Source organism: Pantoea sp. App145 (genome assembly GCF_047947045.1).
GTDB lineage: Bacteria > Pseudomonadota > Gammaproteobacteria > Enterobacterales > Enterobacteriaceae > Pantoea.
Window position 1 is genome coordinate 2,151,322 of sequence record NZ_CP133290.1, and the last position, 25,440, is coordinate 2,176,761.

The window sequence follows — 25,440 nt, forward strand, 5'->3', positions numbered from 1 at the left end:
GTTATTTATTTTTTTCTGCTAAGTTGGCAACCACAGGACTCACCGATCTCCAGATGGTGAGGAAACTCCGCCAGCTCCGCCTCGCCATCTCCGTTTTTCAGCATGGCAATTGCACGCTGCGCCATTTCGCGCAACGGCTGGCGTACCGTCGTCAGTGCCGGCACATGAAATGCCGACTGCTCGGTACCGTTAAAACACACCAGCGCGACATCGTGCGGCACACGCAGGCCATGTTCAGAAAAAGCACGAATGCAACCAATCGCCTGCCCTTCGTTGCTGGCAAACAGGGCGCGCGGAACGCGACCACTGTTCAGCATCTGCTGCGCGGCCTCGTAACCGCCCTGCCGCGAATAACCGGCGGGGAAAATCAAACTATCATCAGCCTGTACCCCGTACTCCGTCAGCGCATCGCGCCAGCCCTGAATACGATCCTGGGTATTCAGCATCTCCAGCGGACCACTGATCATCCCCACCTGCTGATAGCCGTGGCTGAGCAGGTGCGCCGTCACCTGACGTGCCGCTTCGCATTCGTTTACCCGCAGCATGCTGACGCCCGGTTGCGGTTCCACACGATCGAGCATGACCAGCGGTGTACCGCTGGCCTTGATTAAATCGATATAGGGATGGCGATCGACGCTGTTGTAAAACAGGCCATCAACCTGACGATTCAGCAGCCCCTGAATCAGCTCCAGCTCGCGCTGACGATCATCACCGGCATCGCCCAGCAGCATCACATGACCGTGATTCAGCGACTCCTGCAACAACATGTGGGCCATCGAAGCGACAAACGGGTTGGCGATATTCGGCACCACTAAACCGAAGGTTTTGGTGCTGCCCGATGCCAGCGCACGCGCGACGGCATTCGGCCGGTAGCCGGTTTGCTTAATCGCCTCCAGCACCCGCTGACGGGTCGCTTCCGCCACCGGACGCGGCCCGTTGTTGATGACATAACTCACCACTGCGACCGACGTGCCTGCGGCTTTAGCGACATCGCTGCGTGTAATATTTCCGGATGACGATTTAGCCAATAGCCTGCCTCATTTTATGCCCGATACATCAATGCGTTAACCTGCTGTCAGATCGCATCATCCGGCAGGTTCAGATCACGCCCGCGGGTTTCCGGTGCCACAAAGGTGGTCAGAAAACCGATGGTCGCCATTGCCGTGAAGTAGACGGCAATCGCCCACCAGTGTCCGGTAAACGACAGCAGCGCAGCCGCAACCAGCGGTGCAGTGCCTCCTGAAAGGATAGACCCCAGCTCCTTCGCCACCGCCATCTTGGTGTAACGATGTTTAACGCCAAACATCTCGACCCCCCAGGCCGCCTGTACGCCAAAGATGCCGAGTGATGCCAGTGCCATACCGACCACCATCACCGGAATCACTACTGCCGGTTCACGGCTGTCGAGCAGATGGAAAGCAGGCCAGGCGTAAAACATCAGCAGCAGACAGAAACCGCGATAGGTGATGCGGCGACCAAAGCGGTCGGAGAGCCAGCCAGCAAAAGGAATGATCAGGAAGCCAAGAATGGAGGCGATAAATACCGCCGTGGTGGGCACCGATTTGTCGACCATCAGCACTTTCGCCACATAGCCAACGATAAAGCCCTGCGCCAGATAGGAAGGACCGTTTTCGCCGATACGCAGGCCGACCATGGTCCAGAAGGCACGGCTGCGCTGCCAGAAACTCCGCGTGTCTGCCGGTAGCGGACTTGCCAGCTGGGCATGACGCTGCGCATTCAGCTCAGCTTGCTGGCGTTCAAATACCGGGGTTTCACGCAGATGACGACGCAGCCACAGTGCCACCAACGCAATCAGTACGCTGCTGAGGAAAGGAATACGCCAGCCCCAGGCGAGCAGGCTTTGCTGGTCCATCTGCACCACCGCCAGCCATACCAGCGAAGCGATCAGCGTACCGCTGTTAGAACCGAGTGCAATCACCGATGACACCAATCCACGGCGTTCAACCGGCGCATATTCGCCCAGCATCACCGTGCCGCCAGAGAGTTCAGCCCCGGCTCCCAGCCCCTGGGTAAAGCGCAGCAGCACCAGGCAGGCAGGTGCCCACAGGCCAATACTGGCGTAAGAAGGGATAAAACCGATCAGCGTGGTAGAGGCTCCCATCAGAATGATGGTGGTGATCATCACCACTTTGCGTCCTTTGCGATCGCCGATCCAGCCAAACAGCAGTGCGCCAATCGGACGGGCAATAAAACCCACCGACCAGGTGGCAAAACTGGAGAGCAGCGCCATCGTCGGGCTGGCTTCGGGGAAGAACACATCGCCAAAAATGATACCGGCGGCAAGGCCATAGAGTGCGAAATCCGCATACTCCATCGCCGTACCCAGCCAGCAGGATAAGGTGGCACGCCAGAAATCTTTGCGGCCAGCAGAGGTTGCCAGCCGCTCATCAGCAGCCGAAGAAGAAGACAGTGCGCGTTGTTGCGAAACGGAGTGATGTACCGTCATAACCATTTCCCTGATAGATGAAGATCAATCAAACGCCCTTCCCTGGGTAGGTTCCCTTGCAACAAGCGGAACGCCCCGGTGGCGACGTTTGGTGGGCAAACCTGGATGAAAGGTCAGTAAAGGATTCCCTGGTGTTGGAATTCTCTTATTCGCCAGGCTTTGCCGATGTTTTTTTCACCGATCGCATTAATAAGGCAAATGTAACTGCGTCATCTCAAGGCCAACTTTTTCCGTGGCACCGTGAGCTATCACTGTGTAATTAGTCTATCTACGCGCGTAGATAAATCAAGTGATCTTAGCAAAAATAATTAATTTATCTTTACTATCTCTCAGGGATTAAGGATAAAAATGGCGTCAATTCATGACATTACATTCAATGCGCGAGAGCAAAAAAACGTCAAAAATGCACTTAATTGACGATTTTTACTTATCATTAGCAAAGTGGCGACTGATCCTGCATCGCGCTTCTTGTCGCATATTTCAGTTAAGGTTTAATGACAAATGCGAATTTGTCTTAAATCCTGCCGACCTGACAGGTCCTGCGGAATCTGCATTACACTGGAGAAAATCATTCAGGAGCGTTATGACCATCATCCTTATGCGACACGGTAAACCCGACCATCCGGTGAGCGGGCGCTTTACGGCGCGCGCGCTGGCCGACTGGTGCGAAGGTTATGATCAGGCTGATATCTGCGATTCACCGCCACCGCGCAGCCAGGCGATTGCCAGCCTCGCCAACGTGATCGCTTCCAGCCCGCTGCCGCGTGCACGCTCGTCGCTGGCGCGGCTGGGATTACAGCCCCATGCGGTAGATGCAGTATTTAGCGAAGTCGCCATCCCCCTGCTGCCGTTTGAGCGATTACATCTGCCGCTTAACGTCTGGCTGGCGCTGCTACGCCTGCTGTGGTTGTGTGGCTACGCCGGACATGTGGAATCGGTGCAACGTGCCCGTCTGCGCGCCTGCCAGGCGGCGGACAAGCTGATCGCCCTGGCGGATAGCGGCACTGTGTTGCTGGTTGGCCACGGCATTATGAATAAGTTGATTGCCCGCGAACTGCGTAAGCGCGGCTGGCAGGCCGAAAAACATGCCAGCAGCCGTCACTGGAGCAGTGCCATTTATCACCGACCGTTTATTTAAGGCCAGGGCCGTTACAAAAACCACAGGGTTGATACCTCACCTGACACGGGATTTTTAATTTCCTCGCATTCTGTCAGGTGGGAAATCTATTTTATTAGGAATAATCTTAATCCAATTTTAATTAAATCAACCTGCATTAATTGATCTATTTCACACTCATTTTATCAGCAGCGGTTCATTCATTTTCCGGTTTATCTGAAAAAGAAAAAAAACGATAGCCTCTCACGCCTGAATGTTTTATTAAGCAAGTGTAGTATTTTACACACAGCCGTGAGGAAACAAGAGCGCTCCAGGCGCCAGCATCAGGGAAACCCCAACCACTATAATCACAATAATCAGGTGCACCATGACAACTAAACGCCTACAACCTGCCCGTATGCTGTGGCAAAACTGGCAAAAAATTGCCTTTACCAGCCAGATGTTACTGCAAAAAAAGCAGCTTAATACCGTACCCGCACCGGAATACGATCCGAGCGAAGAGGATAATGTGGTGTTAATTTCCGGTAAGAAAGATCTGCCGGAAATACCAAAAATAGTCTGGATGTATTGGGAAGATGAATATTTGCCAACATCGATGATGTTAAATATTCAAAAAATCCGTAAGGATAATCCTGATCACCAGGTGCACCTGTTACATCGTCAAAACGTTGATGAAGTGCTGCCGGATTTTGTCTTTACTTCCTCTGAATTAACCCTGCAACAAAAGAGTGAAGCGATTCGGCTGGAATTATTGTTGCGCTACGGCGGTATCAGCATTGATTGCAGCACCTTGCTGTTTGAAGATCTCAGCTGGGTACATCGTGTGCATCAGGAGCAGCGCATGGATGTGATTGGCTTCTATTGTGAAGTCTCAACCATGAATTATCTGTCACCGGTGATGGAAAACTGGTTTATTGCCGCCGCCGCCAATAATCCCTATATCCGCGAGTGGCAAAAGCAGTATGCACCGATTAAACATCTCGGCGGGCCACGTTTCTTCGCCGAGCTGAATAAACGTGATGACTATTATCTGCTGACACAAAAAATTGCCGAGCCGGAGCAGCAATTATGTTCCCTGGCCCAGCAGGCCGCAATGCGTGAATACCGCCGGGCAAATGTCTATTTGCGCAAAGGCCAGGCCAATGCGTATTTCTATCAGCGCCTGAGCGGGTGGAATAGCGCCGCCTTTGCCCGGTCGGTACTCTTTCAGCAGCGTCCACACAACCCGCCGCCGGTGATCAAACTGAGCGGTCATGAGCGCCTGCACCTCGACTTTAATCTGCGTCTGGGTAACTACAATCGCACCAGCCTGTTGGGTGAGCTGATGCAACCGCATGCGCCAGTCACGCTGACGTCCCCTTCAGCCATCAACAAAGTGCGCGCGTAGCCAGTGAATAAAGGTGGTGACCGCCCGTGGCACCTGAGCCGCATAAGGGCGCACCACCCACAAACGATCGGCAAACGCATCCACCGACTGCCACTGCGGCAGCACCTGCTGCAATGTACCGGCGGCCAGCGCCGCGCTGGCGCTAAAATCCGGTAACATGGCAATCCCCAAACCCTGCAACGCAGCATCACGGATCGATTCGCTGTTGTTGGTGGCAAAATTCCCCTGAATTCTGACCTGTACGGTTTCACTGGCATCGCTGCGCTGGCGAAATCGCCACTGAGGCGACTCAAGCCCGCGCGGGTAATACAGGCAGTTATGTTGCTGCATCGCCTCTGGCGTTTCTGGCGTGCCGTGCTCCGCCAGATAAGCGGGCGATGCCACCAATAAGGTCTGGGTTTCACATAGCGGCAACGCGACATGGGTTTCCGGCAACTGCTGACTATGGCGAATCGCCAGATCGAACCCCTCACTACCGAGCGATACCAGCCGATCAGTCACATCCAGCTGTAAACGCACCTGCGGGTATTCCCGCAAAAAATCGCCGATAATTGGCACCAGCTGCTGGCGGGCAAAAGCCACAGGGGCGCTAACGCGTACCAGCCCGCGCACCGGACCGGCTTCATCACGCACGCTGAAAAAACTTTGCTCAATACGCGCAAAGGGATCGCGTAACTCCCCCACCAGCTTTTCCCCGGCAGAAGTGAGGCGCACGCTGCGTGTAGTGCGCAGCACCAGCGCCACTCCCGCCATCTCTTCCAGTTCTTTAATCTTTTGGCTCATCGCCGCCTTGCTAACGTCGAGGCGTTCGGCCGCACGGGTAAAACTCCCCAGTTCGGCCAGCACCGTGAGCCAGTGCAGATGCACCCAAAGTGCGTCGGTTTTTATCTCTTTCATCATGATTGTTCAAAATAATAAATAATCATTTCAGGCAGCGCGCTTTTTCTTTGCCGCGGCACGCGGCAGCATAGCCCCACATCCTACTCTTTTCATGTGAGCAAAAACGAGGGTTTAATCATGCCGCTACTCCAGTTTGATGTTATTCAGGGCCGTTCTGAATCAGAATTACGTACACTGCTGGATGCCGCTCACCGCGCCGTCTTAACCGCGTTTAAAGTCCCGGCACGCGATCGTTATCAGATTGTTCACGAAAATAAAAGATACCAAATGATTTTCCAGGACACTGGCCTCGGCTTTGAACGCAGTGACAACCTGGTGATGGTGCGGGTGTACACCAGCCCAAGAAGTGAAGAACAGAAAACGCTGTTCATGGCAGAGTTAGCACGCGAGTTGCAGGAAAACTGTGGCGTGCAGGGTAACGACCTGATGATCAGCTTTATCACGAATAACAAAGGTGACTGGAGTTTTGCCGATGGCGAAGCACAGTATCTGACTGGCAAACTCTGATCCTCATCCCCGCTCCCCTGCTGGCAGCAACCCTATGCTGCCAGCCCAAACCATAGCCCGCCTAAACCCGCTTTAAACAAATTCAAATCAGCCGCACAAATCTGACTGGTCATGTTGCAGCCATGTGACAGCCAATATAGATTGACGCGAAAACCCCCGCAGAGGGTCGTTACGCACGGAATGCGTATTCAATTAGCCTGAGGATCTGAATCTTGTCCGAACTCATATCGGTTGTACTTTTTTTGGCTGCAATCGCAGTCTATTCCTACAAAGCCGGGCGAAATAAGTTCTGGTTCGTATTGATTTTGGTTTTGCTTACCCTGTTTATCGTGCTGAATACCACGCTGTATGCCAGCAACTATTTTACCGGTGACGGCATCAATGACGCGGTACTCTATACCCTGACCAACAGCCTGACTGGTGCGGGTATCAGCAAATACGTGGTGCCTGGCATCGGGCTTATCATTGCGCTGTTTTTGCTGTTCTGCCTGCTCTCCTGGCTGTTGCGCCGCCGTAAACAGCAGCATCATCTTGGCTGGAGTCTGCTGGCTATCGCCTGCGCTGCGGGTTCGGTACAAACCACCCCGGCATTTCGTCAGGTCAAAGATTTGATCGTCTCCCATAACCGCCAGGCGGATTCTGACTTCGAGACCTATTACAAAACACCCAAGTCGGTCATTGCCGAGCCAAAGCTCAACCTGGTCTACATCTATGGCGAAAGTCTGGAACGGACTTACTTTAATGAACAAACTTTTCCAGGTCTTGCTCCCGAACTAAGCCGGGAAAAAGATCAAAGCCTGGATTTCAGCAACACCGAGCAACTGCCAGGCACTGATTACACCATTGCCGGGATGGTCGGCTCACAGTGTGGTATCCCGCTGTTTGCGCCATTCCAGGATAACGCTTCCGCAGCGCTCTCCAGTTTCTTCCCGCAGAATGTTTGCCTCGGCGATATCCTGAAAAATTCAGGCTATGAGAACTGGTTTATTCAGGGGGCGGATTTACGCTTCGCCGGTAAAGACACCTTCCTGAAATCACATGGTTTTGACCCGGCCCATATGTACGGTGCGCAGGAACTGAAAGACCGTGTGACCGATCCCAACTATCGTAATAACTGGGGTTATTACGATGACACCGTGATGGATGAGGTATTTAAAAAGTTTGAGGAGCTGTCAAGCCAGCAAAAACGCTTCGCACTTTTTACCCTGACGGTTGATACACACCACCCGGATGGCTTTATTTCCCGTACCTGTGAACATAAAAGCTATAGCTATGACGGTAAACCTAACCAGTCTTTCAGCGCCGTTGCCTGTTCGCAGGAACATGTGGCACGCCTGATTGCACGCATCAAAGCCTCGCCCTGGTTTAAGAACACCATCATTGTGGTGACGTCTGATCACCTGGCTATGAACAACACCGCCCATCAATATCTGATCAAGCAACCTCGTCATGACCTGTTTATGGTGATTCGTGGCGATCAGCCTGAGGCCAAAGTGATCGACGGTAAACGGAGTACGCTGGATAACGGTGCCACCGTGCTGGATATTCTCGGCGGCGATAAGGCCATTGGCCTGGGTCGTAGTGGCCTCAGCAGCCCTTCATTGTCTGCGCAGTTTGATAACATGGCGCAGAAGGTGCTGGCGTGGAAACCGGATATCATTCAGCTGTGGAATTTCCCCAGCAAGCTTGATGCTTTCACCATCGATCAGCAGAAAGGGACCTTTAGTTTCTCCGGAACCACCTTCAGGCTGCCCATTCTCTTCCGTGTCGGTGATAAACGCGTGGAGCCACTGCCAGAAGGCGAATATTCCGCCCCGCTGCGCTATCAACTGGCGGACTTTGCCGCTGCCGATAAGTTTGTCTGGGTTGACCGCTGCTTTAAGATGGCGCGTCTGTGGCAACCACAGCTGGCGCTGTCCGGCGATCTTTGTGTCGCGATGGGACAAATGGGGGGCCAACCGAGCGTGACCCGTATCGATAAGCCGGTGTGGAAAGGCAAAGCCACCTTCCCGAAAACCCCGCTGAGCGACGCGCAGTATCAGCAAAACGAGCAGCAAATTCGTATCGAAGACAACGCTATCCGCTACAGCGCCGACAGCTTTATGCTCAACGTGCCCGGTGCACCGCTAAGCGTAAAAAGTTTTACCGGTATTTCGCGCCCGGAACTGTGGGGACGCTGGTCCAACGCCAATCTGGCCCCTGAGGTCAACATTGAATATGTTGACCCGTTACCTGGCCGTTTTGATGTGGTGATCACCGCGCGCGCCTTTGGCCCGAATGCCCATCGGCCGATCCCGGTGCGGGTCGGTGATCAACAGCAGGACATCACCCTGGGGGACGATGTATCGACTACGACCCTGCATTTCACCAATCCCGGTGGCAGCCATAATTTAATTATCTCACCGCCGGAACCGCAGCTGTCCAATGTGGGGAATATCATCGGCCAGGATCCGCGTAAATTAGGCATCGGCATGGTGGATATTAAAATCATTCCTCAGCCACAGAGTTAAATTGAATTATGTCATTTCTCAACCAGGGATGACATAATGTTTCAACTACAATCATAATATATATTTCGGATCATCACGGTGCGCCATGCACCGTGCTTCCGCTATTTCAGGCACATCATCCTGCGTCAGAAAGTTTATTTAGCATCATTCATCAAGCCAAAAGCCAATTATTCAGCCATTCACCACCCGCGTTTATTTCACAAAAAAACAATCACGTTAATAAAATAATTTTGGCACGCGATATGCTTTATCCCCCTGCCACAACATTTAATAAGCAAAACTGAAATCCATTCAGATAAACACATCACAGGGGCATTATATGGCGTCAAGTGGACTGAAACAGAAATTGGGGCTGGTCGATCTGTCGTTACTTGGCATTGGATCGATGATCGGATCCGGCTGGCTGTATGCGGCGCTAAACAGTTCCGGTTATGCAGGCAGTAACACCGGTTGGGCATGGGTGTTAGGGGCGGTCATTGTGCTGATGATCGGCCTGGTCTACGCCGAGCTATCATCGGCTCTGCCACGGGCGGGTGGCTTTGTACGCTATCCCAACTATTCCCATGGCAACATCGTCGGCTTTGTTATTGGCGTCAGCTCACTGCTGGCCTACACCAGTACTGCCGGGGTTGAAGTGGAAGCGGTTCGGCAATACGCCATCTACTGGTGGCCCGCGCTCGGCCATGCTGACGGCAGCCCAACCGGACTCGGTTTTGCCGTACAGATTGGCCTGCTGGTGGCATTTTTCCTGCTTAACTACTGGAGCGTCAGCTTCTTTGGTCGCGTAAATACCATTGTGACCACTTTCAAATTCATCGTGCCGCTGCTGACCATCGGCACGCTGCTGCTTTATTTCCATGCACCCAACCTCGATGTTCCACCGGCTCCCCCAGGCGGCGCGCATGGCGTGTTCAGCTCGCTGACCGGCGCAGGTATTGTGTTTGCCTACCTCGGTTTTCGCCAGGCGGTGGATTTCGCCAGTGAAGCCAAAAACCCGCAGCGCAACGTACCGCTGGCAATTGGTATCGCGATTGCCGTCAGTTTCGTGATTTATCTGGCACTGCAATACGCCTTTATGGGTGCGGTGCCCACAGATTTACTGTCGCAACATGGCTGGGCTGGCCTGAAGCAGGTGTTCCAGTCTCCTTATGCTGACCTGGCGCGCAGCCTTGGCCTGACCTGGCTGATTAACCTGATCCTGATTGATGCGGTGATTTCACCAGCCGGGACCGGCAACATCTACCTGGCCGGTGCCGCACGCGTGCTGTTTGCCTGGGCGCGCAATGGTCACCTGTTCAAGGTGTTTGGCGAAGTGGATGCGAAATCTGGCGTACCGCGTGGCGCGTTGTGGTTATCGCTGCTGCTGGCTATCGTCTGGACGCTGCCATCAGAGTTTCAGGTGTGGGGTGGTCTGATTGGCGCAGTGACCTCGGCGACCGTTTTCACCTATATGCCCGGTCCGGTAACGCTGGGCGCCTTCCGGAATCATCTGCCAGATATGCAGCGCCCATTCCGCCTGCCAGTCGCCGCGATTCTCAGCCCGCTGGCGTTTGTTGCCAGTACCCTGCTGATTTACTGGAGTGGCTGGTCGGTGAATGAAATCCTCATCCCGATACTGATTATTGCCTGGATTGGTTACGCCATTTTTGGCAAGAAAAACAGCCAGTTCAGCCGTGATTTACAATGCGCCTGGTGGCTGCTGGCCTATTACATTGCGGTGATGGTGATTTCCATGCTGGGTACTTACGGTGGCAGTGGGGTGATTAGCGCGCCACTGGATATGGTCCTGGTGATTGTCGCCTCACTGGTTTGCTATTTCTGGGGAGTGAAAGCCAGCCTGTCAGTTCCCGCCATCACCGATGAAGAGGATGAAACGCCGTCATCCGGCAATAGCGTCCGCGGCAAATACGCACACAATTAATCCTTTCCCGCCTGCACTTCGGTGCAGGCTAACCCTGCCTCATATCGCGTTACTCGTTGTACTAATTGATTTTTTTCGAGACGGCGCGCAAAATAAACATCGTTGCATAGCGTAATTATCACAACCTGGTTAGTTTCCTCCGCACAAGGAAACGGATCAGGGAGAACATGGATGACACTGGCGATGATGAACACCCATAAAGCATACAAATCTCTGCAGCAGGCAGGCGTGGAAGAACGGCAGGCAGAAGTGCTGGTCGAGATCTTTGCCGAAATGCAGCAGGAACATTCACTGACGAAGGCCGACCTCGCCCAGGCAATGGAGGGCGTGGTACAGGGGCAGCAGGCCCTCAATCAACGCGTTGACCGATTAGAAGAGCGCGTTGACCTGTTTGAAAAAAACGTCAATGAACGCTTCGATCAGGTCGATAAACGTTTCATACAGGTTGATAAACGTTTCGAACAGGTTGATAAACGTTTTGAGCAGGTGGACAAACGTTTCGACCAGGTCGATAAACGCTTCGATAAAATTGACGCACGGTTTGAAAAAACGGATGGCCAGATTCATACCCTACATCTGGACATCATCGGTATGAAGAAAGAACTGCAATGGCTGAAGCGGGTGATGATGGCGGCCACCTGTGCCGTGGTGCTTGCCGCCAGCAAATATATCTTTATCAGCTAGCCTGACGCATCGCTTCCAGCCGGTTGCGCTGCGTACCTTCAGGGGTAAAGTTATCCGCCGACAGCCAGCGTTCAAATCCCTGTTTCACCTGCGGCCACTCACTATCAATAATGGAAAACCAGCAGGTATCCCGGCTGCGGCCTTTGTAGACGATGGCCTGACGGAAAATCCCTTCAGACTGGAAGCCCAGCCGCAGTGCCGCCTTGCGTGAGGGTTGATTACAGCTATCACATTTCCACTCATAACGTCGGTAACCCAGTTGCTCAAACGCATAACGCATCAGTAAAAAATGCGCTTCGGTCGCCATACGTGTTTGCTTCAGCAAGGGGGAAAACGCCACATGCCCGATTTCAAGCACACCATGATTGGGTTCGATACGCATCAGCGCCAGTGTACCCACAGCCCGGTTGGTTTGTCGGTCAATCACCGCAAAATGCATCGGATCGCGTCCATTCTCAATCTGACGCGCATAAGCCAGATAAGCCTCTTCAGTGGCGAAGGGTTCTGCAAACAGATAAGTCCAGTCCCGGCCATCCCCGGTTTGCGCATAGGCGGCATATAACTCCTGGCCATGCCGTTCCGCATTGAGTGGTTCGAGACGGCAATAGTCACCGGTAAAAGTCGTAAATTCCGGCCACGGGCGCGGCTGCCAGTCTGGCAACGCAAAACCCACCGGTTGTCCGTAAGCATTGGTATTTTGAGACATGATATTTTCCCTGTCGCTGGATGAGGTGTGAACAGCAGATTGCCACTTTGCTGGCTCGTTAAAAAGCACCACAATCAGACTAATTGATAGATCCACGTGAGCGCAGCATGAACACCTTTGATCTCAGCACCCTGCTCCTGGCCCCATTGCGTTGCGATGATGCCTTAACCCTGCAACAACAGCTTTTTCAGCGCATCCGCCAGGCAATTCTGGCCGGTAAGCTGCCGGCAGGGACACGCCTGCCCGCCACGCGTCAGCTGGCGGCGGAACTACAGGTTTCGCGTAACACGGTCATTGCCGTCTGGGCGCAGCTACAGGCAGAAGGTTTTCTCACCAGCGATCGCCAGGGCAGCCGTGTCAGTCCCATCGCGCAGTTACCGCAGCCCTCCCCTGACCCGGCAAACGCCGCAGAAATAAGGGTGGCCTCACGCGTGACACAGTTGCGTTCCTCTCACCGTACCCTGAACCAGGAGATGGCACTGCGACCCGGTATCCCCGCGTTATCACACTTCCCTCTGGCCCAGTGGCGGCGAGCTTTCAATCGCGTGATGCTGCATCAACCGCAGGCCCTGATGGGCTATGGTGATCCTCTCGGCGAGCGAACATTACGTGAGGCGCTGGCACAGCATCTCGCTCTGGCGCGGGGTGTACGCTGCACGCCCGAGCAAATTGTTATCACTGAAGGCGCACAACAGGCCCTGTCATTGTGCGTACTGTTGTTGAGTAATCCGGGTGAGACTGGCTGGGTAGAAGAACCGGGCTATCGCGGGGCCAAAGCCGCCATGCGCGCGGGTGATATGCGTATCGAACCGGTCGCCGTTGATGCCCTGGGGCTGGCACCACAACCCGAGGACTGGCAGCAGCGCCCGCCACGTCTGATCTACACCACACCGACCCACCAGTATCCCACCGGCGTGGTAATGAGTGCCTCACGCCGTCTGACGCTACTGGCTGCCGCTACAAAGCATCAGGCGTGGATCATTGAGGACGACTACGACAGCGATTTTCGTTACAGCGGCGAACCGATTGCAGCGATGCAGGGTATGGCTCCGCAGACACCGGTCATCTACGTAGGATCGTTCAGTAAAACGCTGTTTCCTGCCCTGCGTCTGGGTTTTATGGTGCTGCCCGCACAGCTGGTCCCCCATTTACGCCCGGCGCTGCATGAACTGCTGCGTGGCGGCAACCGTCCGGAGCAGCAGGCGCTGGCGCACTTCCTGCGCAGTGGCGATTTCAGCCGTCACCTGAGCAAAATGCGCCGTCTGTATCGCCAACGCCAGGCCACCCTTCGTGCAGCCTTGATGCAACAATTCGGCGCTAAGGTGCCGTTACTCGGCGGAGAATGTGGGATGCATCTGGTGATGCAGCTACCAGCATCCCTCGCGGATATCACGCTGGTCGATCAACTGATACAAACGGGTTATGCACCGGGTGCGTTATCGGGGTTTTATCTGGGGGAGGAGAAACAGCAGGGACTGGTGCTGGGATATGGCAACACCAGCACCAGTCAGATTGGCAATGCAGTGGCGCAGTTAGCGCGCTTACTTAGCCTTTGAAGAAGATATCACCTGATTTTGCCATCACGATTTTACCAGTATCGTCGGTAATCAGGATGTAGTTGGCGTTGATATACGCCCAATGGGTATTTTCCTGCGGAGCCGGCAGATGACGCGGCTGCCATTCAGCAATGATGTAGGATTTACCACGATACTGATCCGGCACCACATCGCCGACTTTGTATTCTTTATAGTCGATGACAATGGTGGTCAGATCGTAATTATTCGGTGCTGCGGGTTGTGCCGCATTGTCCTGCGGCTGCGCTGGGGCAGCGGCCGCCGGAGCGTCGGTAACCGGAGTCTGGACCTGCGCGTCCGGTGCGGTTTGTTCCACCTGCGGTGGCGTGGGTACGTTATCAGTTTGCTCGCCTTCGGCCAGCACGGCGGGCGTCAGGGTTAACGAGCCCAGAAAAAGTCCTGCAGAAAGAAGTACAGCGTGAGTCCTGCGCATGGTGATTTCCACTCTGGTTGATTATTACCGATTCAATGTACTGACAAGTGCAGAACGCGGAAGGTTCCCCGGTGCGTTTTGCACCCCGTAACCTGCGCGTCAAATTTCGCCCGACAGCATACAACAGCCGATGCGCTTTTCCGCTAAGCAAAATTGCAAGCAACCATGTTACATCAGGGCTGGCGATCCTTGTGCGCCAAATCCCTGAGCAAGGCAATGCCAAGGTAGTTGCTCCAGTTAAACGCATTTTGCAGCACCACAATCGCGTTGCCGTTGTGCTGATCAAACCCGATAAAGCTGGAATACCCACCGATATAACCGACCTGATAAGTGATTTTCTGCTCACCATAATGATCGGTAACCCAGGCAATATTCTGCGACTGGTTGCCATGCTGCTGGTAATCCTGCCCGACCTGCGCGAAAGCCTGATTAATCGCCTGATCGGATGTCGCGCTAAGATGCGCGTCGAGATAACGGATCAGGTCACGCGCGTTACTGTACAAACTGGCTGCCGCCATCATGTTGTTGTTAAATTGCCAGTCCGGCGCCAGCTGTCCACGGGCAATCAACTTCGGCTGGTCACCCGCGTGACCCAACGCTCGCCAGGGGAAATTACGCAGCGTTGTTGCTTCGAAACTGCTGCTGGCCATCCCCAGCGGGATAAACAGATTGCGTTGCGCGAGGCTTTCAATGTTCTGATGGAAACGATGTTGCAGAATGTAGCCAAGCAACGCGTAGCCGAGATTGGAATATTGTGCCGCCGGGTGGCTGGGGGCGCGAAAATCGGCCAGATACTCCAGCACCGCATCGCTGTCGAGGTTGCCATAAAAATTTTCACCGCTGGCAAGATAACGCATGAATTTGATCAACATCGGCAAATCCATATTCTGACGCGGCAGACCGGATGTATGCGTCACCAGCTGAAGCAACGTAATGCGTCTGGCATCGGCGCTGAGCGATACCGAGGCAGGTAGCAAAGTCGCCAGCGTATCATTCCAGTGCAGTTCGCCACGATTGACCAGCTCGATGATCACTTCGGCCGTCATCCCCTTACTCAGCGATCCAAGCGCAAACAAGGTATCCGGGGTGATCGGATAACGATGCACCGCGTCAGTGATGCCAAAGCTGTAAAACTGCGGCGCACCTCGTTGATGGATAATGGCAATGCTGATGCCGGAAACCTGCTTCTGCTGCATGTAATGCCGCACCATATCATCGACATTTTCATGGAGGGTGACGTGCGAAAGATAAACGTCGTCACTCACCGGGGCAGACGTTTGCGACAGAGTGCCACAGGCACTGAGCAACACCGCCATCACCAGTAGCGTGAACAGCCTCATCACAAAGCCATCTCAGAGATAAAAGGGAAGATCACAGGTATTTTTAAGTCAAATTAACAGGTTGGGGAAATCATCGCTGATGTATCTGGCGAAATATAACACAGAACCACCCGCAGAATACGGGTGGTGACAGGAATTAAAGATGTACCGGAATCACCGACCCTTTGTACTGCTGGTTGATAAATTCAGCTGTTTGTTTTGACTCAAGATCTTTCGCCAGCTCCAGAATACGCGGGTCATGCGCCAGTTTTGGTGTCGTCACCAATACGTTCGCATAGGGATTGCCCTTCGCCTGTTCCAGCGCCAGCGCGTCCTTCGACGGCACCAGACCCGCCTGCAAAGCATAGTTACCGTTGATGATCGCAAGCGTGGCATCATCCAGCGCACGCGGCAGCTGTGGCGCTTCAATCTCAATAATCTTCAGATGATGCGGATTGTCGCTGATGTCGGCAGTCGTCACCAGCGTACTGGCATCGCCATTCCCCTTCAGTTTAATCACCCCATTCGCCTGCAACAGGTATAGCGCGCGGCTCAGATTGCTGACATTATTTGGCACCGCAACCTGTGCACCATCAGGGATATCCTTCAACGATTTGATTTTGTGCGAATAAACCCCCAGCGGCTCAATATGTACCGTCGCAACCACCACAAACTTCTCGCCCAGCGCTTTTTCCTGATCGCGCAAGTAAGGCACGTGCTGGAAGTAGTTGGCATCAACATCGCCACGCGCCAGCAGCTCGTTGGCATTGAGGTTGCCGTTCAGTTCAATCACCTTCAGATCGAGATGCTTATCCGTCTGTTTGATCTGGTTAAGGATTTCGCTGTGTGGCACCGGATCGGCTGCCACGCGTAATGCGGCAGCCGAGGCCCATGTAGTCATCAGCGAAAATAACGCCAGTCCAGCTATCACCTTTTTATGCATATGTTTTCCTTAGTTCTTATGATTTAACGGTATTGAGAGTGTCGGCGTAGTAACGCTGCGCGACATCGCGATGCGATCGCAAACGCCCTTTCAGGTAATTCCAGCCCACCTCGCGAATCAGCGGGTTAGCAGGATCGCTGGTCGGCCCCTGCGCCTCCGCCGCCAGTGAGGCAGGCAATTGATAAAGTGGCACCTGGGCATCCAGCTGTGCGCCGAGGAAAAAGGCCACGGAGATACGCTCCTTGCGCAGCGGTGGTGACACCACACGATGTACCGTGGCGCGCAAATAGCCATTGGTCGCCAGTTCCAGCAATTCGCCAATGTTCACCACAAAGGCACCGGGTTTCGGCAACGCATCCACCCAGTTGCCGGGCGTGACTTCCACCTGCAACCCCGGCTGTTCGTCCTGTAACAAAAAGGTGAGAAAGCCGGAGTCTTTATGCGCACCCACTCCCTGCTGGCTCGCCTCCGCCTCCTGGCCGGGGTAGCGGATCAGTTTGACGTGTTCATTGGGATGGGTGCCGTACAGCGCATCAAAAGCATTGGCGGGCAGCGATAGCGATTTGGCGAAGGCACGCAGCAAACGCAGAGCCACATCGGTCATCGCCTGCTGCCACGCATAAATTACCGGACGCAGCTGCGGCAGCGCCTCCGGCCACAGATTCGGCCCCTGCAGGCGCTTCCAAGCGGGATCCCCCGGCAGCAGCGTGAGTGCAGCCCGTTCAGCGCCAATATCAAACTGCTCACGCTGGTCACGTTGATCGCGGGTATATTCCACGCCCGCCCGGTTGTAGCCGCGAAAATGTGGCGAATGGATCATCGACACCCGCTGTTTTTCCGTCTCCGCTAAGGCGAAAAAGGCGCGGGTGAGACTCTGCACATTTTGCAGCAGCTGCGGATTAATGCCGTGATTAACAAGGTAGAAAAAACCGATATCACGCGCAGTTTCCCGTAACCCGGCAAGATGTTCTGCCTGTTCAGCGGTGGGTAATTCGAGCAGAGCCAAATCCAGTACTGGCAAGGTGCTTATGCCCATGATAGTTGCGTCCTTTGTGCAGCAAGTGTCGGTATTTACGCTGACATTGGTCGCGAATCAGGGCCAATAATGTTGAGCAATATGTTATGGGAAATGATTTTTAGGAGAGGTTCAGCAATGGATAGTCATAAAGTGGCAATTGATGGCTGAATCACTATGCTTGCCGCTATAATCGCGCGTTATCGACGTTGGGCAATGCGCCCGCCAATAAGCACAGACGCAGGAGATGCCGTATGAACCAGGGCCCGTTAACCGAGAAAGAACTGAACTGGCTGGAGGAGATGCTGGAGAAATACGGCAATGAACATTCCGTGGTGGATGTCGCCGAACTCGATGGCATGCTGACAGCGCTGCTTTCTGGCCCGAACGACATCGAGCCGAGCGAATGGCTGGTGGCGATGTGGGGCGGCCAGAAATATATTCCGAAGTGGTCCAGCGAGCGCGAAATGGATCGCTTTATGACCCTGACGTTCCAGCATATGAACGATATCGCCGAGCGTTTAAGCGAATTCCCGGACCAGTTCGATCCGTTGTTCGGCACGCGGGAGATGGAAGGCCAGGAATTCACCGTGGTGGAAGAGTGGTGCTTTGGTTATATGCGCGGCGTCGCGCTGGATGACTGGTCTGCCCTGCCGCAAGCGCAGCAGCCCGCGCTTGATGCCATCGCTTTGCATGGCAGCGAAGAAAATTTCGCCAAACTCGACGGCTTCTCACCGGAACAGTTTGAGGCCAGCATCGAGGCGATTCTCCCGGCAGCGTTGCAACTGCATGATTACTGGCAGGAACAGCGTCTTGCACAACCCGAGCCAGCGCCGCAGGTGCCGTATTTTGCCGGGGAGAAAGTGGGCCGTAACGATCCCTGCCCGTGCGGCAGCGGCAAAAAATACAAGCAGTGCTGCATGAAGTAACAACTATTAAGGTGCGCAATAAATTGCGCCGCTACGGCCCATTGCGATATTGGATTACAGCGTTAATCATCACACATCGTGTAGCGGCGCGATTTATCGCGCAGGTTTGACGTTGGTCACCAGCGTCGGCAGTTGCCACGGGCCGCCCGCACGAATAGCGCGACACATGCCCGTGGTGGCTTCACTGCTTTGCTGGAAATCTTTACCGTCCCACACCCAGGCAGCCGTACTCCAGCAATCGCCGATCCCGCGCCCTTTTTGTGCCAGCGAAATCACCCCATCGCTGTAGTCTGAAGCGGAATCGGTGATGAGTTCGGGTTTCTGTTGCAGGCGTTTATCCATCAGCCAGTAGCCATAACCTTCGTTATAGGCACCGCGCCAGCATAGGGCGGAAATCAGGACATGTGAGCCATCGACCGGCGTCAGCGTGATGGGCTCAGCACCAGCTTCTGGCTGATCGTCAGACGGCTCAAGATTATCGCAGCTGTCATCATCAGTAAGCGAAGCGATGAGCTGCGGCTTCACCGATGACAGCTCCTGTGCGCTTAACGGGCGCGGCTGGGCTTTGATGACTTTCACCTGCTGAATCACCGGAGCCGCCACCGCCACCAGCGTGCTGCTCTCCGGCTTATCGCCTTTTCTGATCATCGCACCGGGCGTACCAATACGTCCCTGCGCATCATCCATTTTCAGCAGGGTGGCAAAAGCGCCATTGCCAGACAGCTCAAACGGTTCAACGCCGCCGCGAAACTCGACGGTGCCACTGCCTTTGACGGCAGTGATCACGGCCTGTGTCTGTGCTTCGGTTAAGCGCCATTCGTCGTTATCGGTCTTTTGCAGCTCACCGAGAGCAGTGTCGTCGATCCACAGCGACAGCGCCGCTACCGGCTTCGGCTCCTCATCCATGGTATCGGCCAGCACCACTTCCCCGCTCACCAAGGTGCCCGGGCCCGCCTGACGCGTCAGCAATACCGATCCACCCGCACCTTCCTCGGTGCTATAGCCCGCCGCGCGGCAGGTCAGCGTGTTGTCGCACGCCAGCTCCCAGTCTTTATGACTGTAAGAAACGCCGCTGTCGTCTGCCCACAGCGGCGCAGCCATGCTGGCGAACAGCGCGAGCGCCAGCAGGTATCGGGAAGTCATGCCATCTCTCCATAATGGTAAAGGTGGCTAGTGTGCGCAGTTTTTTGGACGGGGAGAAGTGAATTTTTGGCGAACATGTGACTAAATCATCGAAACGCTATTCATATAACCAGCGTCCTGCCTTTGCCGATTCAATCAACATACCCAGCGTGAAATCCGGTACCACCGGCACGGCACGCTTATTAAAAGGATTGAGGATTTCGCTCAGGGATAACTCAGGAGGGTAATAGGTTTCTATGGCAAAGGTACCGCGTGCCACATTGAATTCGGCAAAAAACTCCTCCATCAAAGCAGCGGCTTCATCGTCCTCAAAGTTAAGATCGCTATCAATATCAATCTGCGGTGTCAGCGTTCTTTGCTTAAACAAATATACGCCATCGTAGCGGCGGACAAGCTCGTAGATGCGCTGTTCGATGTCATCTGACATAGCGTCTTTCCCCTTGCGAATTCCGATGAGTCAGGCAGCTATTCTGCCACGATATGGGCGGGACGTGTCGATAAACTCCCGACAGCACACGCCGCCGGGAGTGTTGATCATTTCAATGGCAGATAGATGTCAGTGATGAGCTGGTGCTCAGGGACGTCATGGATAAAATTCTGGTAATGGAAGAACAGCGGGAAATCACGCAACTCTTCGCCACTGGCGGGTAACCAGTCCCGATAGAGCGTCCATGCACTTTCTGCTAATGCATCGTGTGAACCCAGATGACGCAACTGCGCACAGCGCCCGGCGGGAATCACCCCATTCACCACACCGAAGGAATTGTCTTCCGGAATCGGTGAGTTTACCGATCCACAGATATCAAAGCGGAAGGTTTCCGGCGGTGTGGTGGCGGGATCATGGGGCGCGATACCAAAAGTCTGGCTGCTGATAATAGGGGATAACCCCGTGGTTTTACGCCATGCGATAAAACGCGCAGCGGTCTCCATAATTCGCTCTGGCTGACCGAAATGCGACAACATCGCCACCGGGGTGGCGGGAAAATCTATGATTGTGACGGGCATGCTCTCTCTCCGTTTTGGCTGTAGCGGCGGCATGCACTGATGCCATCTCACCCAGGCGGGCTGATGACGGAATTCGCTCGGCGTCATGGCAAACACCTGTTTAAAAGCCCGGCTGAACGACTCGGCGTGCTGAAATCCCGCATCCAGTGCAATGTCGATAATTTTCTCGGCAGAATTAAATGCCAGCCGATACGACGCGCGTTTCAGACGCATCAACTGGATATAGCGCCCCGGTGTCATACCACAGTAGCCAGTAAACTGGCGGTGAAAATGGTACGGCGAAAAATGGGCAACTTCGCTCAGTTGTTCCAGCAACAGCGCATCATCCAGGTGTTGGTCGATATAATCGAACACCTTATTGAAGCGCTGGCGGTAAGCATCCGGTTTATTGGCTGACATGGCATTCTCCTTGCCGGTGACTATGCCTGAACGGGGAAGCGCCTGGCCTGACGGATCTTGCGGAGTTGGGGGGATGTATTGGTCAGCACCCGGCGGCGATGTAATCTCCGTTTGGACTGATGGGAACCACGGTAAGAAATAAAACCGTGCCAAAGAGGATGATAATCAGGCCTCCCACGATTTTTGCCGCTGGGACCATCCAGCTGAGATTTTCATTGTCCCGGTTGAAGAACATAACGGTGCGGTTACGCGCGTAACGTACCGCCAGCGACAATGACAAAATGGATAACGCCGTGCCCAGGGACATAGTCATCACCGCCGCAATGCCCCAGCTGACAATCCCCAGCGTATTGGCAAACAGCAAAATCATGATCGCGCCGCTGCAAGGCCTGGCACCAATCGTCAGCACCACACCCAACCGGGTTTTCCAGTCAGCGTGGCTCAGATCTTTTCCTACCCCATGCTGCCCACAGCCACAGTGTTCAGTGTGTTGATGCAGCGGCTTCAGCGTATTAATGACGATTTTCCGGGGGCTTAGCTGCTTTAGCGTCTGATAAATCATAAACAGGCCGAAAGCCCCAATCAGCAGTGCACTGACTTTTTCCACATACCAGCGGCTGGTGCTGAGATCCCCCGCTGCGAGGTTGAAACCCACTGCCAGAATATAAACAAACAGGATGGCACTGACACCCTGCATCAGGCTGCCGAGAAACGGCACCACGCGCGCCGCAAGCAGGCTTTCTTTATTGGTGCTGAGGTAAGTGGTGATAATAAATTTTCCGTGCCCTGGCCCCACCGCATGCAGCACGCCGTAAATAAACGCCCCACCCAGCAGCCAGACTCCGCCATTGTAATCGTGGCCGTTGAGTTGCAGCAGATACGTTACCAGCCTGCGGTGCAGGGAGATTTGCGTGGCAAGGCTCCACTGGAGAAATGCACCCCAATGGGCGTACATCGTGGTGCCGATAGCCAGTAACGTCAGGATTAATAATCCTGCGGCGGGTATCCGCCAGTCGAACGTGAGAGAACGCGTTGTCACGGTTTTGCCTGTTTTGCCTGGGTAGGTGGCCGGGGAAGATGGGGAGAATCGTGCCACCAGTGGCCGGGGATTGCTATGGGGTTTTTGGTGGGATGACGGGGATAGCAGGATGGAGGCAAGCCATGTCCTGATATCCCGATGTTTATTTCACTTTTTCCGGCACGGGGGTAGTCAAAAAAGTCATATATGTTTTTAATCCAGAAGAACGTATTACGCCTTTAGGATCAGCCAGAAAGGGGATGCGAAAACGAGCCGATTCCGAAATTTTGATCGTCCATCTAACATCATCAATGAACTGAAAATGAACGCTGTCTTCATCTGCCTTCGCATTTTCAAAAGTACCTGAAGTGTATTCTCCTCCAAGATGGGCAACTTCAATCACGCCTTTATTAAGGTTTAGCAGGGTAATAGTCAGCGATTCCTCAAACAAAACATCATCAGTGGTAAAAATAAGATATCTGTCATTATCAATATGAAAAACTGTTTCTAATATCTTTCCAGGGACAAGTATCCCTGTTGATTTATTTTCAAAATAGACTTCAGAACTCGCCTGAGAAAACTCTGTTTGCCTGACATTTTCAACTAATGATAATGCGTTAACCTGTTGCATGATTATCTCCAAAAATATCCCATTTCCCATGCTGCAAGCGCACCACCAATGAATCCGCCAATCAGAACACAAACTGGTGCTCCTGGGCCACAGACCAGACCAGACCAGACCAGACCAGACCAGACCAGACCAGACCAGACCAGACCAGACCAGACCAGACCAGACCAGCCATCATACCGCCTGTTGCTTCGGTGATAACGATAGTTCTCCTTCCATGTCTCGCTGTGCGTATAAAACCATTATCGAACCCGCACATGTACTCGGTTCTATACTCACAAGCGACGTAATATGGGTTGACTCTGATTGAGTGAAAAAGCGGGGCAAAGGCTGAATTCCAGACACAAAAAAAGCCGCTCGTGAGCGACTTGATTGCATCGTATGGTGCCGAAGGCCGGACTCGAACCGGCACGTATTTCTACGGTTGATTTTGAATCAACTGCGTCTACCGATTTCGCCACTTCGGCACTGAAGAGGATGCGGAAAACGTTGGGGATTATACCGTTACAGACAAGGCACGCAACCGGAATCAATGGGAGTGTGCGCCAAGCGTTGAAAAAAGCAGCGTTTCCCTTCTTCCTCCCCCTCGCACCCGGCTTAAAACCCAGAACAATCTCAATCTCCCCTGCATCCTGGAACTTTCTTAGCTCTCCCCTTTCTTAAGCAAAACTGACATCAGTCAGCCATTAAAGAAAAAATGAGGTTGAGATGAATACAACAACACAACGTGTGATTTGGGGATTGGGTATGGCGGCGGCGCTGGTGGCGGGTAGCGCATCGGCGGCGAGCTGGCAGGATCAACTGAGCAGTGCTGCATCACAGCTGAGCCAGCAGAATAGCACCACGACCACCAGCGGTACGCAGGCTGGCGGGATGTCGCTCTCCTCCATCACAGGCCTGTTGAACGGCGGTGATAAAGCGGTGAGCGCCAACAGCATGACCAATGCCGCCGGGGTGATGCAGTATTGTGTTGAACACAACGTGGTGAAGAACAATGTGCAGTCGGTGAAAGACCAGGTAATGAGCAAGCTCGGCCTGAACAGCACCACCGCGCAGGCACAGACCACGGATTATCAGCAGGGCGTGCAGGGCTTACTGAACGCCGGCAACGGCCAGCAGCTCAACCTCGAAACCCTGAGCAATTCCACCATGGGCGAGAAACTGAAAACCAAAGCCTGTGACGTAGTATTGAAGCAAGGTAAAAAATATATCGGGATGTAATTGATTCCGGGGCAGCGCGAGGCGCGCAGGCAAGCTGTCCCTTGCCAGTGCGTTTATCGCGCTCTCCCCTTCCCCGGCAAAATCGTACGTCCGTGCTGCCTGTCACGTCCTTCCCTCGCACTGTGATTTCCCCGCAACACCATTAACGTTATAGTGGCGTTTTGGATCACATAGGACAGCGCGCATGAAAGGCATCAACATTGCGATTTACTTCGATCCCGACCTGATTCGCATTTGCGTACATCAGCAGGACGGCAGCTACCTGAGCCACAACTTCAATTACGAAGACAGCGTAATTGAAGAGATTTACCAGTGGCTGGAGCAGTTCACCCCCAATCGCACCCATATTTGCCTGATTGAGCATGACACTGCCGATATCCTTGCGGATGAGCTGGTGGATAACGGTTATCACGTCCATCAGGTGAGCCAGCATGATTTACTGGACTGGTTTGCCAGCGAGCCACCCTCCACGCCAGATGGATCGCCGGTACGCGCTCTGCTGCGTTATCTTGAGGAGGAAAAGCCAGAGGAATACCAGTCACGTACACCGCAGATTGAAGCACTGATGGATATGCTGGATGAGCTGGACGAACTTGAAGCGGTGGAAGAAGCGGAAGATGAGGACAGCCTGCCGGATGATGTCCTGCGCCTGATGAAGCAGAAAAAAATCAGCGCCAATGATGCAGCACAACGGCTGATACCGGATGTGAACGAGCGTATTCGTGAGCATCTGATTCAATACCCGGACCTGATGACGCCTGAGCTGCTGGAAGACTTTTTCCCGGAGCTGATTGAAGCGCTGGATCGTCCAAAACACTAATCACACGCCCGCACAAGATTTGCCACGTTGTCTCCGTAAACTGTGCCACGCGCTGATATGTCATCGGCGCGTCTACATCAGAAGGAATCGACATGCTGGAACTTTTCAAAGCCATTGGCCTTGGGCTGGTGGTCATTCTGCCCCTCGCTAACCCACTCACCACCGTGGCGCTGTTTCTTGGCCTCGCTGGCGATATGAATTTTCAGGAACGCAACCGCCAGGCCATGCAGGCCTCCATCTATGTTTTCCTGATTATGATGGTGGCCTGGTATGCCGGTACCGCGGTACTTCATACCTTTGGCATCTCCATCCCTGGCTTGCGCATGGCCGGTGGGTTGATTGTCGCCTTTATTGGCTTTCGTATGCTGTTTCCCGCCAAACCCGTTGGCCATTCGGTGGAGGCCAAACATAAACAGGATGAAATGGACTCCAGCGACAGCCATAGCGAAAGCGTGAATATCGCCTTTGTGCCGCTGGCGATGCCCAGCACCGCCGGTCCGGGAACCATTGCGATGATCATCAGTTCAGCATCAACGATACGCAGCGGCGTTGATTTCCCTGGCTGGGTAGTGGCCGTGGCACCGGTGATGATCTTCTTTTTAGTTTCGGTGATTTTGTGGATATCGCTGCGCAGTTCTGGCGCGATTATGAAGCTGGTGGGGAAAGGCGGTATTGAGGCGATTTCACGCCTGATGGGCTTCCTGCTGGTGTGTATGGGCGTGCAGTTTATTATCAACGGCGTGCTGGAAGTGATACATACCTATCAGTGAATTTCCGCACCACACCGTAATTGC

Annotated in this window: 24 protein-coding genes and 1 tRNA gene; 11 read left to right on the forward strand and 14 right to left on the reverse strand. The window is 53.9% G+C overall.

Going from position 1 to position 25,440, the window contains the following annotated elements; all coding sequences use genetic code 11:
• Positions 1 to 5: 5 nt before the first annotated feature.
• Positions 6 to 1,028, reverse strand: coding sequence for a LacI family DNA-binding transcriptional regulator (locus RCF31_RS09890; RefSeq protein WP_416410144.1), 1,023 nt, complete (start codon positions 1,026 to 1,028; stop codon positions 6 to 8).
• A gap of 47 nt (positions 1,029 to 1,075) precedes the next feature.
• Positions 1,076 to 2,467 (reverse strand): MFS transporter, encoded by a 1,392-nt coding sequence (locus RCF31_RS09895; protein ID WP_299457618.1) that lies wholly within the window; start codon positions 2,465 to 2,467, stop codon positions 1,076 to 1,078.
• Positions 2,468 to 3,050: 583 nt separating this feature from the next.
• Between RCF31_RS09895 and RCF31_RS09900 the strand changes: the two genes are divergently transcribed.
• Together RCF31_RS09900 and RCF31_RS09905 are read left to right on the forward strand one after the other, a co-directional pair.
• Positions 3,051 to 3,605, forward strand: coding sequence for a histidine phosphatase family protein (locus RCF31_RS09900; protein ID WP_299457619.1), 555 nt, complete (start codon positions 3,051 to 3,053; stop codon positions 3,603 to 3,605).
• Between the two features lie 346 nt (positions 3,606 to 3,951).
• Positions 3,952 to 4,971 (forward strand): glycosyltransferase family 32 protein, encoded by a 1,020-nt coding sequence (locus RCF31_RS09905; protein ID WP_416410147.1) that lies wholly within the window; start codon positions 3,952 to 3,954, stop codon positions 4,969 to 4,971.
• On the opposite strand, the gene RCF31_RS09910 is transcribed toward RCF31_RS09905, so the two are convergent.
• Positions 4,945 to 5,868, reverse strand: coding sequence for a LysR family transcriptional regulator (locus RCF31_RS09910; RefSeq protein WP_416413240.1), 924 nt, complete (start codon positions 5,866 to 5,868; stop codon positions 4,945 to 4,947). The two genes, RCF31_RS09905 and RCF31_RS09910, sit on opposite strands and share 27 nt — an antisense overlap.
• 120 nt (positions 5,869 to 5,988) lie before the next feature.
• On the opposite strand from RCF31_RS09910, the gene RCF31_RS09915 reads away from it, so the two are divergent.
• From RCF31_RS09915 to RCF31_RS09930, 4 genes are all read left to right on the forward strand, one after another.
• Positions 5,989 to 6,378, forward strand: coding sequence for a tautomerase family protein (locus RCF31_RS09915; protein ID WP_416410149.1), 390 nt, complete (start codon positions 5,989 to 5,991; stop codon positions 6,376 to 6,378).
• Positions 6,379 to 6,590: 212 nt separating this feature from the next.
• A complete protein-coding gene (opgB, locus tag RCF31_RS09920) occupies positions 6,591 to 8,888 on the forward strand; it encodes a phosphatidylglycerol--membrane-oligosaccharide glycerophosphotransferase (protein WP_416410151.1) in 2,298 nt (765 codons plus the stop codon).
• Positions 8,889 to 9,207: 319 nt separating this feature from the next.
• Complete coding sequence (locus tag RCF31_RS09925) at positions 9,208 to 10,809, forward strand: APC family permease (RefSeq protein ID WP_416410153.1); 1,602 nt, start codon at positions 9,208 to 9,210, stop codon at positions 10,807 to 10,809.
• Positions 10,810 to 10,980: 171 nt separating this feature from the next.
• Entirely contained in the window at positions 10,981 to 11,493 is a 513-nt protein-coding gene (locus RCF31_RS09930; RefSeq protein WP_416410155.1) for a hypothetical protein, read from the forward strand.
• On the opposite strand, the gene RCF31_RS09935 is transcribed toward RCF31_RS09930, so the two are convergent.
• Positions 11,486 to 12,199 (reverse strand): GNAT family N-acetyltransferase, encoded by a 714-nt coding sequence (locus RCF31_RS09935; RefSeq protein ID WP_416410157.1) that lies wholly within the window; start codon positions 12,197 to 12,199, stop codon positions 11,486 to 11,488. The two genes, RCF31_RS09930 and RCF31_RS09935, sit on opposite strands and share 8 nt — an antisense overlap.
• Before the next feature lie 107 nt (positions 12,200 to 12,306).
• On the opposite strand from RCF31_RS09935, the gene RCF31_RS09940 reads away from it, so the two are divergent.
• A complete protein-coding gene (locus RCF31_RS09940) occupies positions 12,307 to 13,755 on the forward strand; it encodes a PLP-dependent aminotransferase family protein (protein WP_416410159.1) in 1,449 nt (482 codons plus the stop codon).
• Here the strand turns inward: RCF31_RS09940 and RCF31_RS09945 are convergent.
• The 4 genes from RCF31_RS09945 to RCF31_RS09960 form a co-directional block, all read right to left on the reverse strand.
• Entirely contained in the window at positions 13,745 to 14,206 is a 462-nt protein-coding gene (locus tag RCF31_RS09945; protein WP_416410161.1) for an RcnB family protein, read from the reverse strand. The genes RCF31_RS09940 and RCF31_RS09945 overlap by 11 nt on opposite strands.
• A gap of 173 nt (positions 14,207 to 14,379) precedes the next feature.
• Positions 14,380 to 15,546, reverse strand: coding sequence for a serine hydrolase domain-containing protein (locus tag RCF31_RS09950; RefSeq protein WP_416413241.1), 1,167 nt, complete (start codon positions 15,544 to 15,546; stop codon positions 14,380 to 14,382).
• A gap of 136 nt (positions 15,547 to 15,682) precedes the next feature.
• Complete coding sequence (locus RCF31_RS09955) at positions 15,683 to 16,468, reverse strand: MetQ/NlpA family ABC transporter substrate-binding protein (RefSeq protein ID WP_416410163.1); 786 nt, start codon at positions 16,466 to 16,468, stop codon at positions 15,683 to 15,685.
• Between the two features lie 16 nt (positions 16,469 to 16,484).
• Entirely contained in the window at positions 16,485 to 17,504 is a 1,020-nt protein-coding gene (locus RCF31_RS09960; protein ID WP_416410165.1) for an isopenicillin N synthase family dioxygenase, read from the reverse strand.
• A 233-nt stretch (positions 17,505 to 17,737) separates the two neighbouring features.
• Here RCF31_RS09960 and RCF31_RS09965 point away from each other — a divergent pair, with 233 nt between their 5' ends.
• Positions 17,738 to 18,412, forward strand: a complete 675-nt coding sequence (locus RCF31_RS09965; RefSeq protein WP_416410167.1) for a YecA family protein — start codon at positions 17,738 to 17,740, stop codon at positions 18,410 to 18,412.
• Positions 18,413 to 18,505: 93 nt separating this feature from the next.
• Here the strand turns inward: RCF31_RS09965 and RCF31_RS09970 are convergent, their stop codons facing one another.
• The 6 genes from RCF31_RS09970 to RCF31_RS09995 all read right to left on the reverse strand — a co-directional run bounded on the left by RCF31_RS09970 (position 18,506) and on the right by RCF31_RS09995 (position 23,072).
• Complete coding sequence (locus RCF31_RS09970) at positions 18,506 to 19,555, reverse strand: DUF1176 domain-containing protein (protein WP_313683364.1); 1,050 nt, start codon at positions 19,553 to 19,555, stop codon at positions 18,506 to 18,508.
• A gap of 97 nt (positions 19,556 to 19,652) precedes the next feature.
• Positions 19,653 to 19,982: a DUF1493 family protein gene (locus RCF31_RS09975; protein WP_299457649.1), complete on the reverse strand. Its 330-nt coding sequence runs from the start codon at positions 19,980 to 19,982 to the stop codon at positions 19,653 to 19,655.
• 107 nt (positions 19,983 to 20,089) lie between these two features.
• Positions 20,090 to 20,959, reverse strand: a complete 870-nt coding sequence (locus RCF31_RS09980) for an AraC family transcriptional regulator (RefSeq protein ID WP_416410170.1) — start codon at positions 20,957 to 20,959, stop codon at positions 20,090 to 20,092.
• An 82-nt stretch (positions 20,960 to 21,041) separates the two neighbouring features.
• Positions 21,042 to 21,998: a nickel/cobalt transporter gene (locus RCF31_RS09985; protein WP_416410172.1), complete on the reverse strand. Its 957-nt coding sequence runs from the start codon at positions 21,996 to 21,998 to the stop codon at positions 21,042 to 21,044.
• Positions 21,999 to 22,140: 142 nt separating this feature from the next.
• Positions 22,141 to 22,608 (reverse strand): hypothetical protein, encoded by a 468-nt coding sequence (locus RCF31_RS09990; protein WP_416410174.1) that lies wholly within the window; start codon positions 22,606 to 22,608, stop codon positions 22,141 to 22,143.
• Positions 22,609 to 22,987: 379 nt separating this feature from the next.
• A tRNA-Leu gene (locus tag RCF31_RS09995) sits at positions 22,988 to 23,072 on the reverse strand.
• A 241-nt stretch (positions 23,073 to 23,313) separates the two neighbouring features.
• On the opposite strand from RCF31_RS09995, the gene RCF31_RS10000 reads away from it, so the two are divergent.
• The 3 genes from RCF31_RS10000 to RCF31_RS10010 all read left to right on the forward strand — a co-directional run bounded on the left by RCF31_RS10000 (position 23,314) and on the right by RCF31_RS10010 (position 25,416).
• A complete protein-coding gene (locus tag RCF31_RS10000; RefSeq protein ID WP_416410176.1) occupies positions 23,314 to 23,826 on the forward strand; it encodes a DUF2501 domain-containing protein in 513 nt (170 codons plus the stop codon).
• A 184-nt stretch (positions 23,827 to 24,010) separates the two neighbouring features.
• Positions 24,011 to 24,646 carry a hypothetical protein gene (locus RCF31_RS10005; protein WP_299457687.1) on the forward strand — a complete coding sequence of 212 codons (636 nt, stop codon included), beginning with the start codon at positions 24,011 to 24,013 and terminating at the stop codon, positions 24,644 to 24,646.
• Positions 24,647 to 24,738: 92 nt separating this feature from the next.
• Entirely contained in the window at positions 24,739 to 25,416 is a 678-nt protein-coding gene (locus RCF31_RS10010) for a MarC family NAAT transporter (RefSeq protein ID WP_299457689.1), read from the forward strand.
• The last annotated feature ends 24 nt before the right edge of the window (positions 25,417 to 25,440 follow it).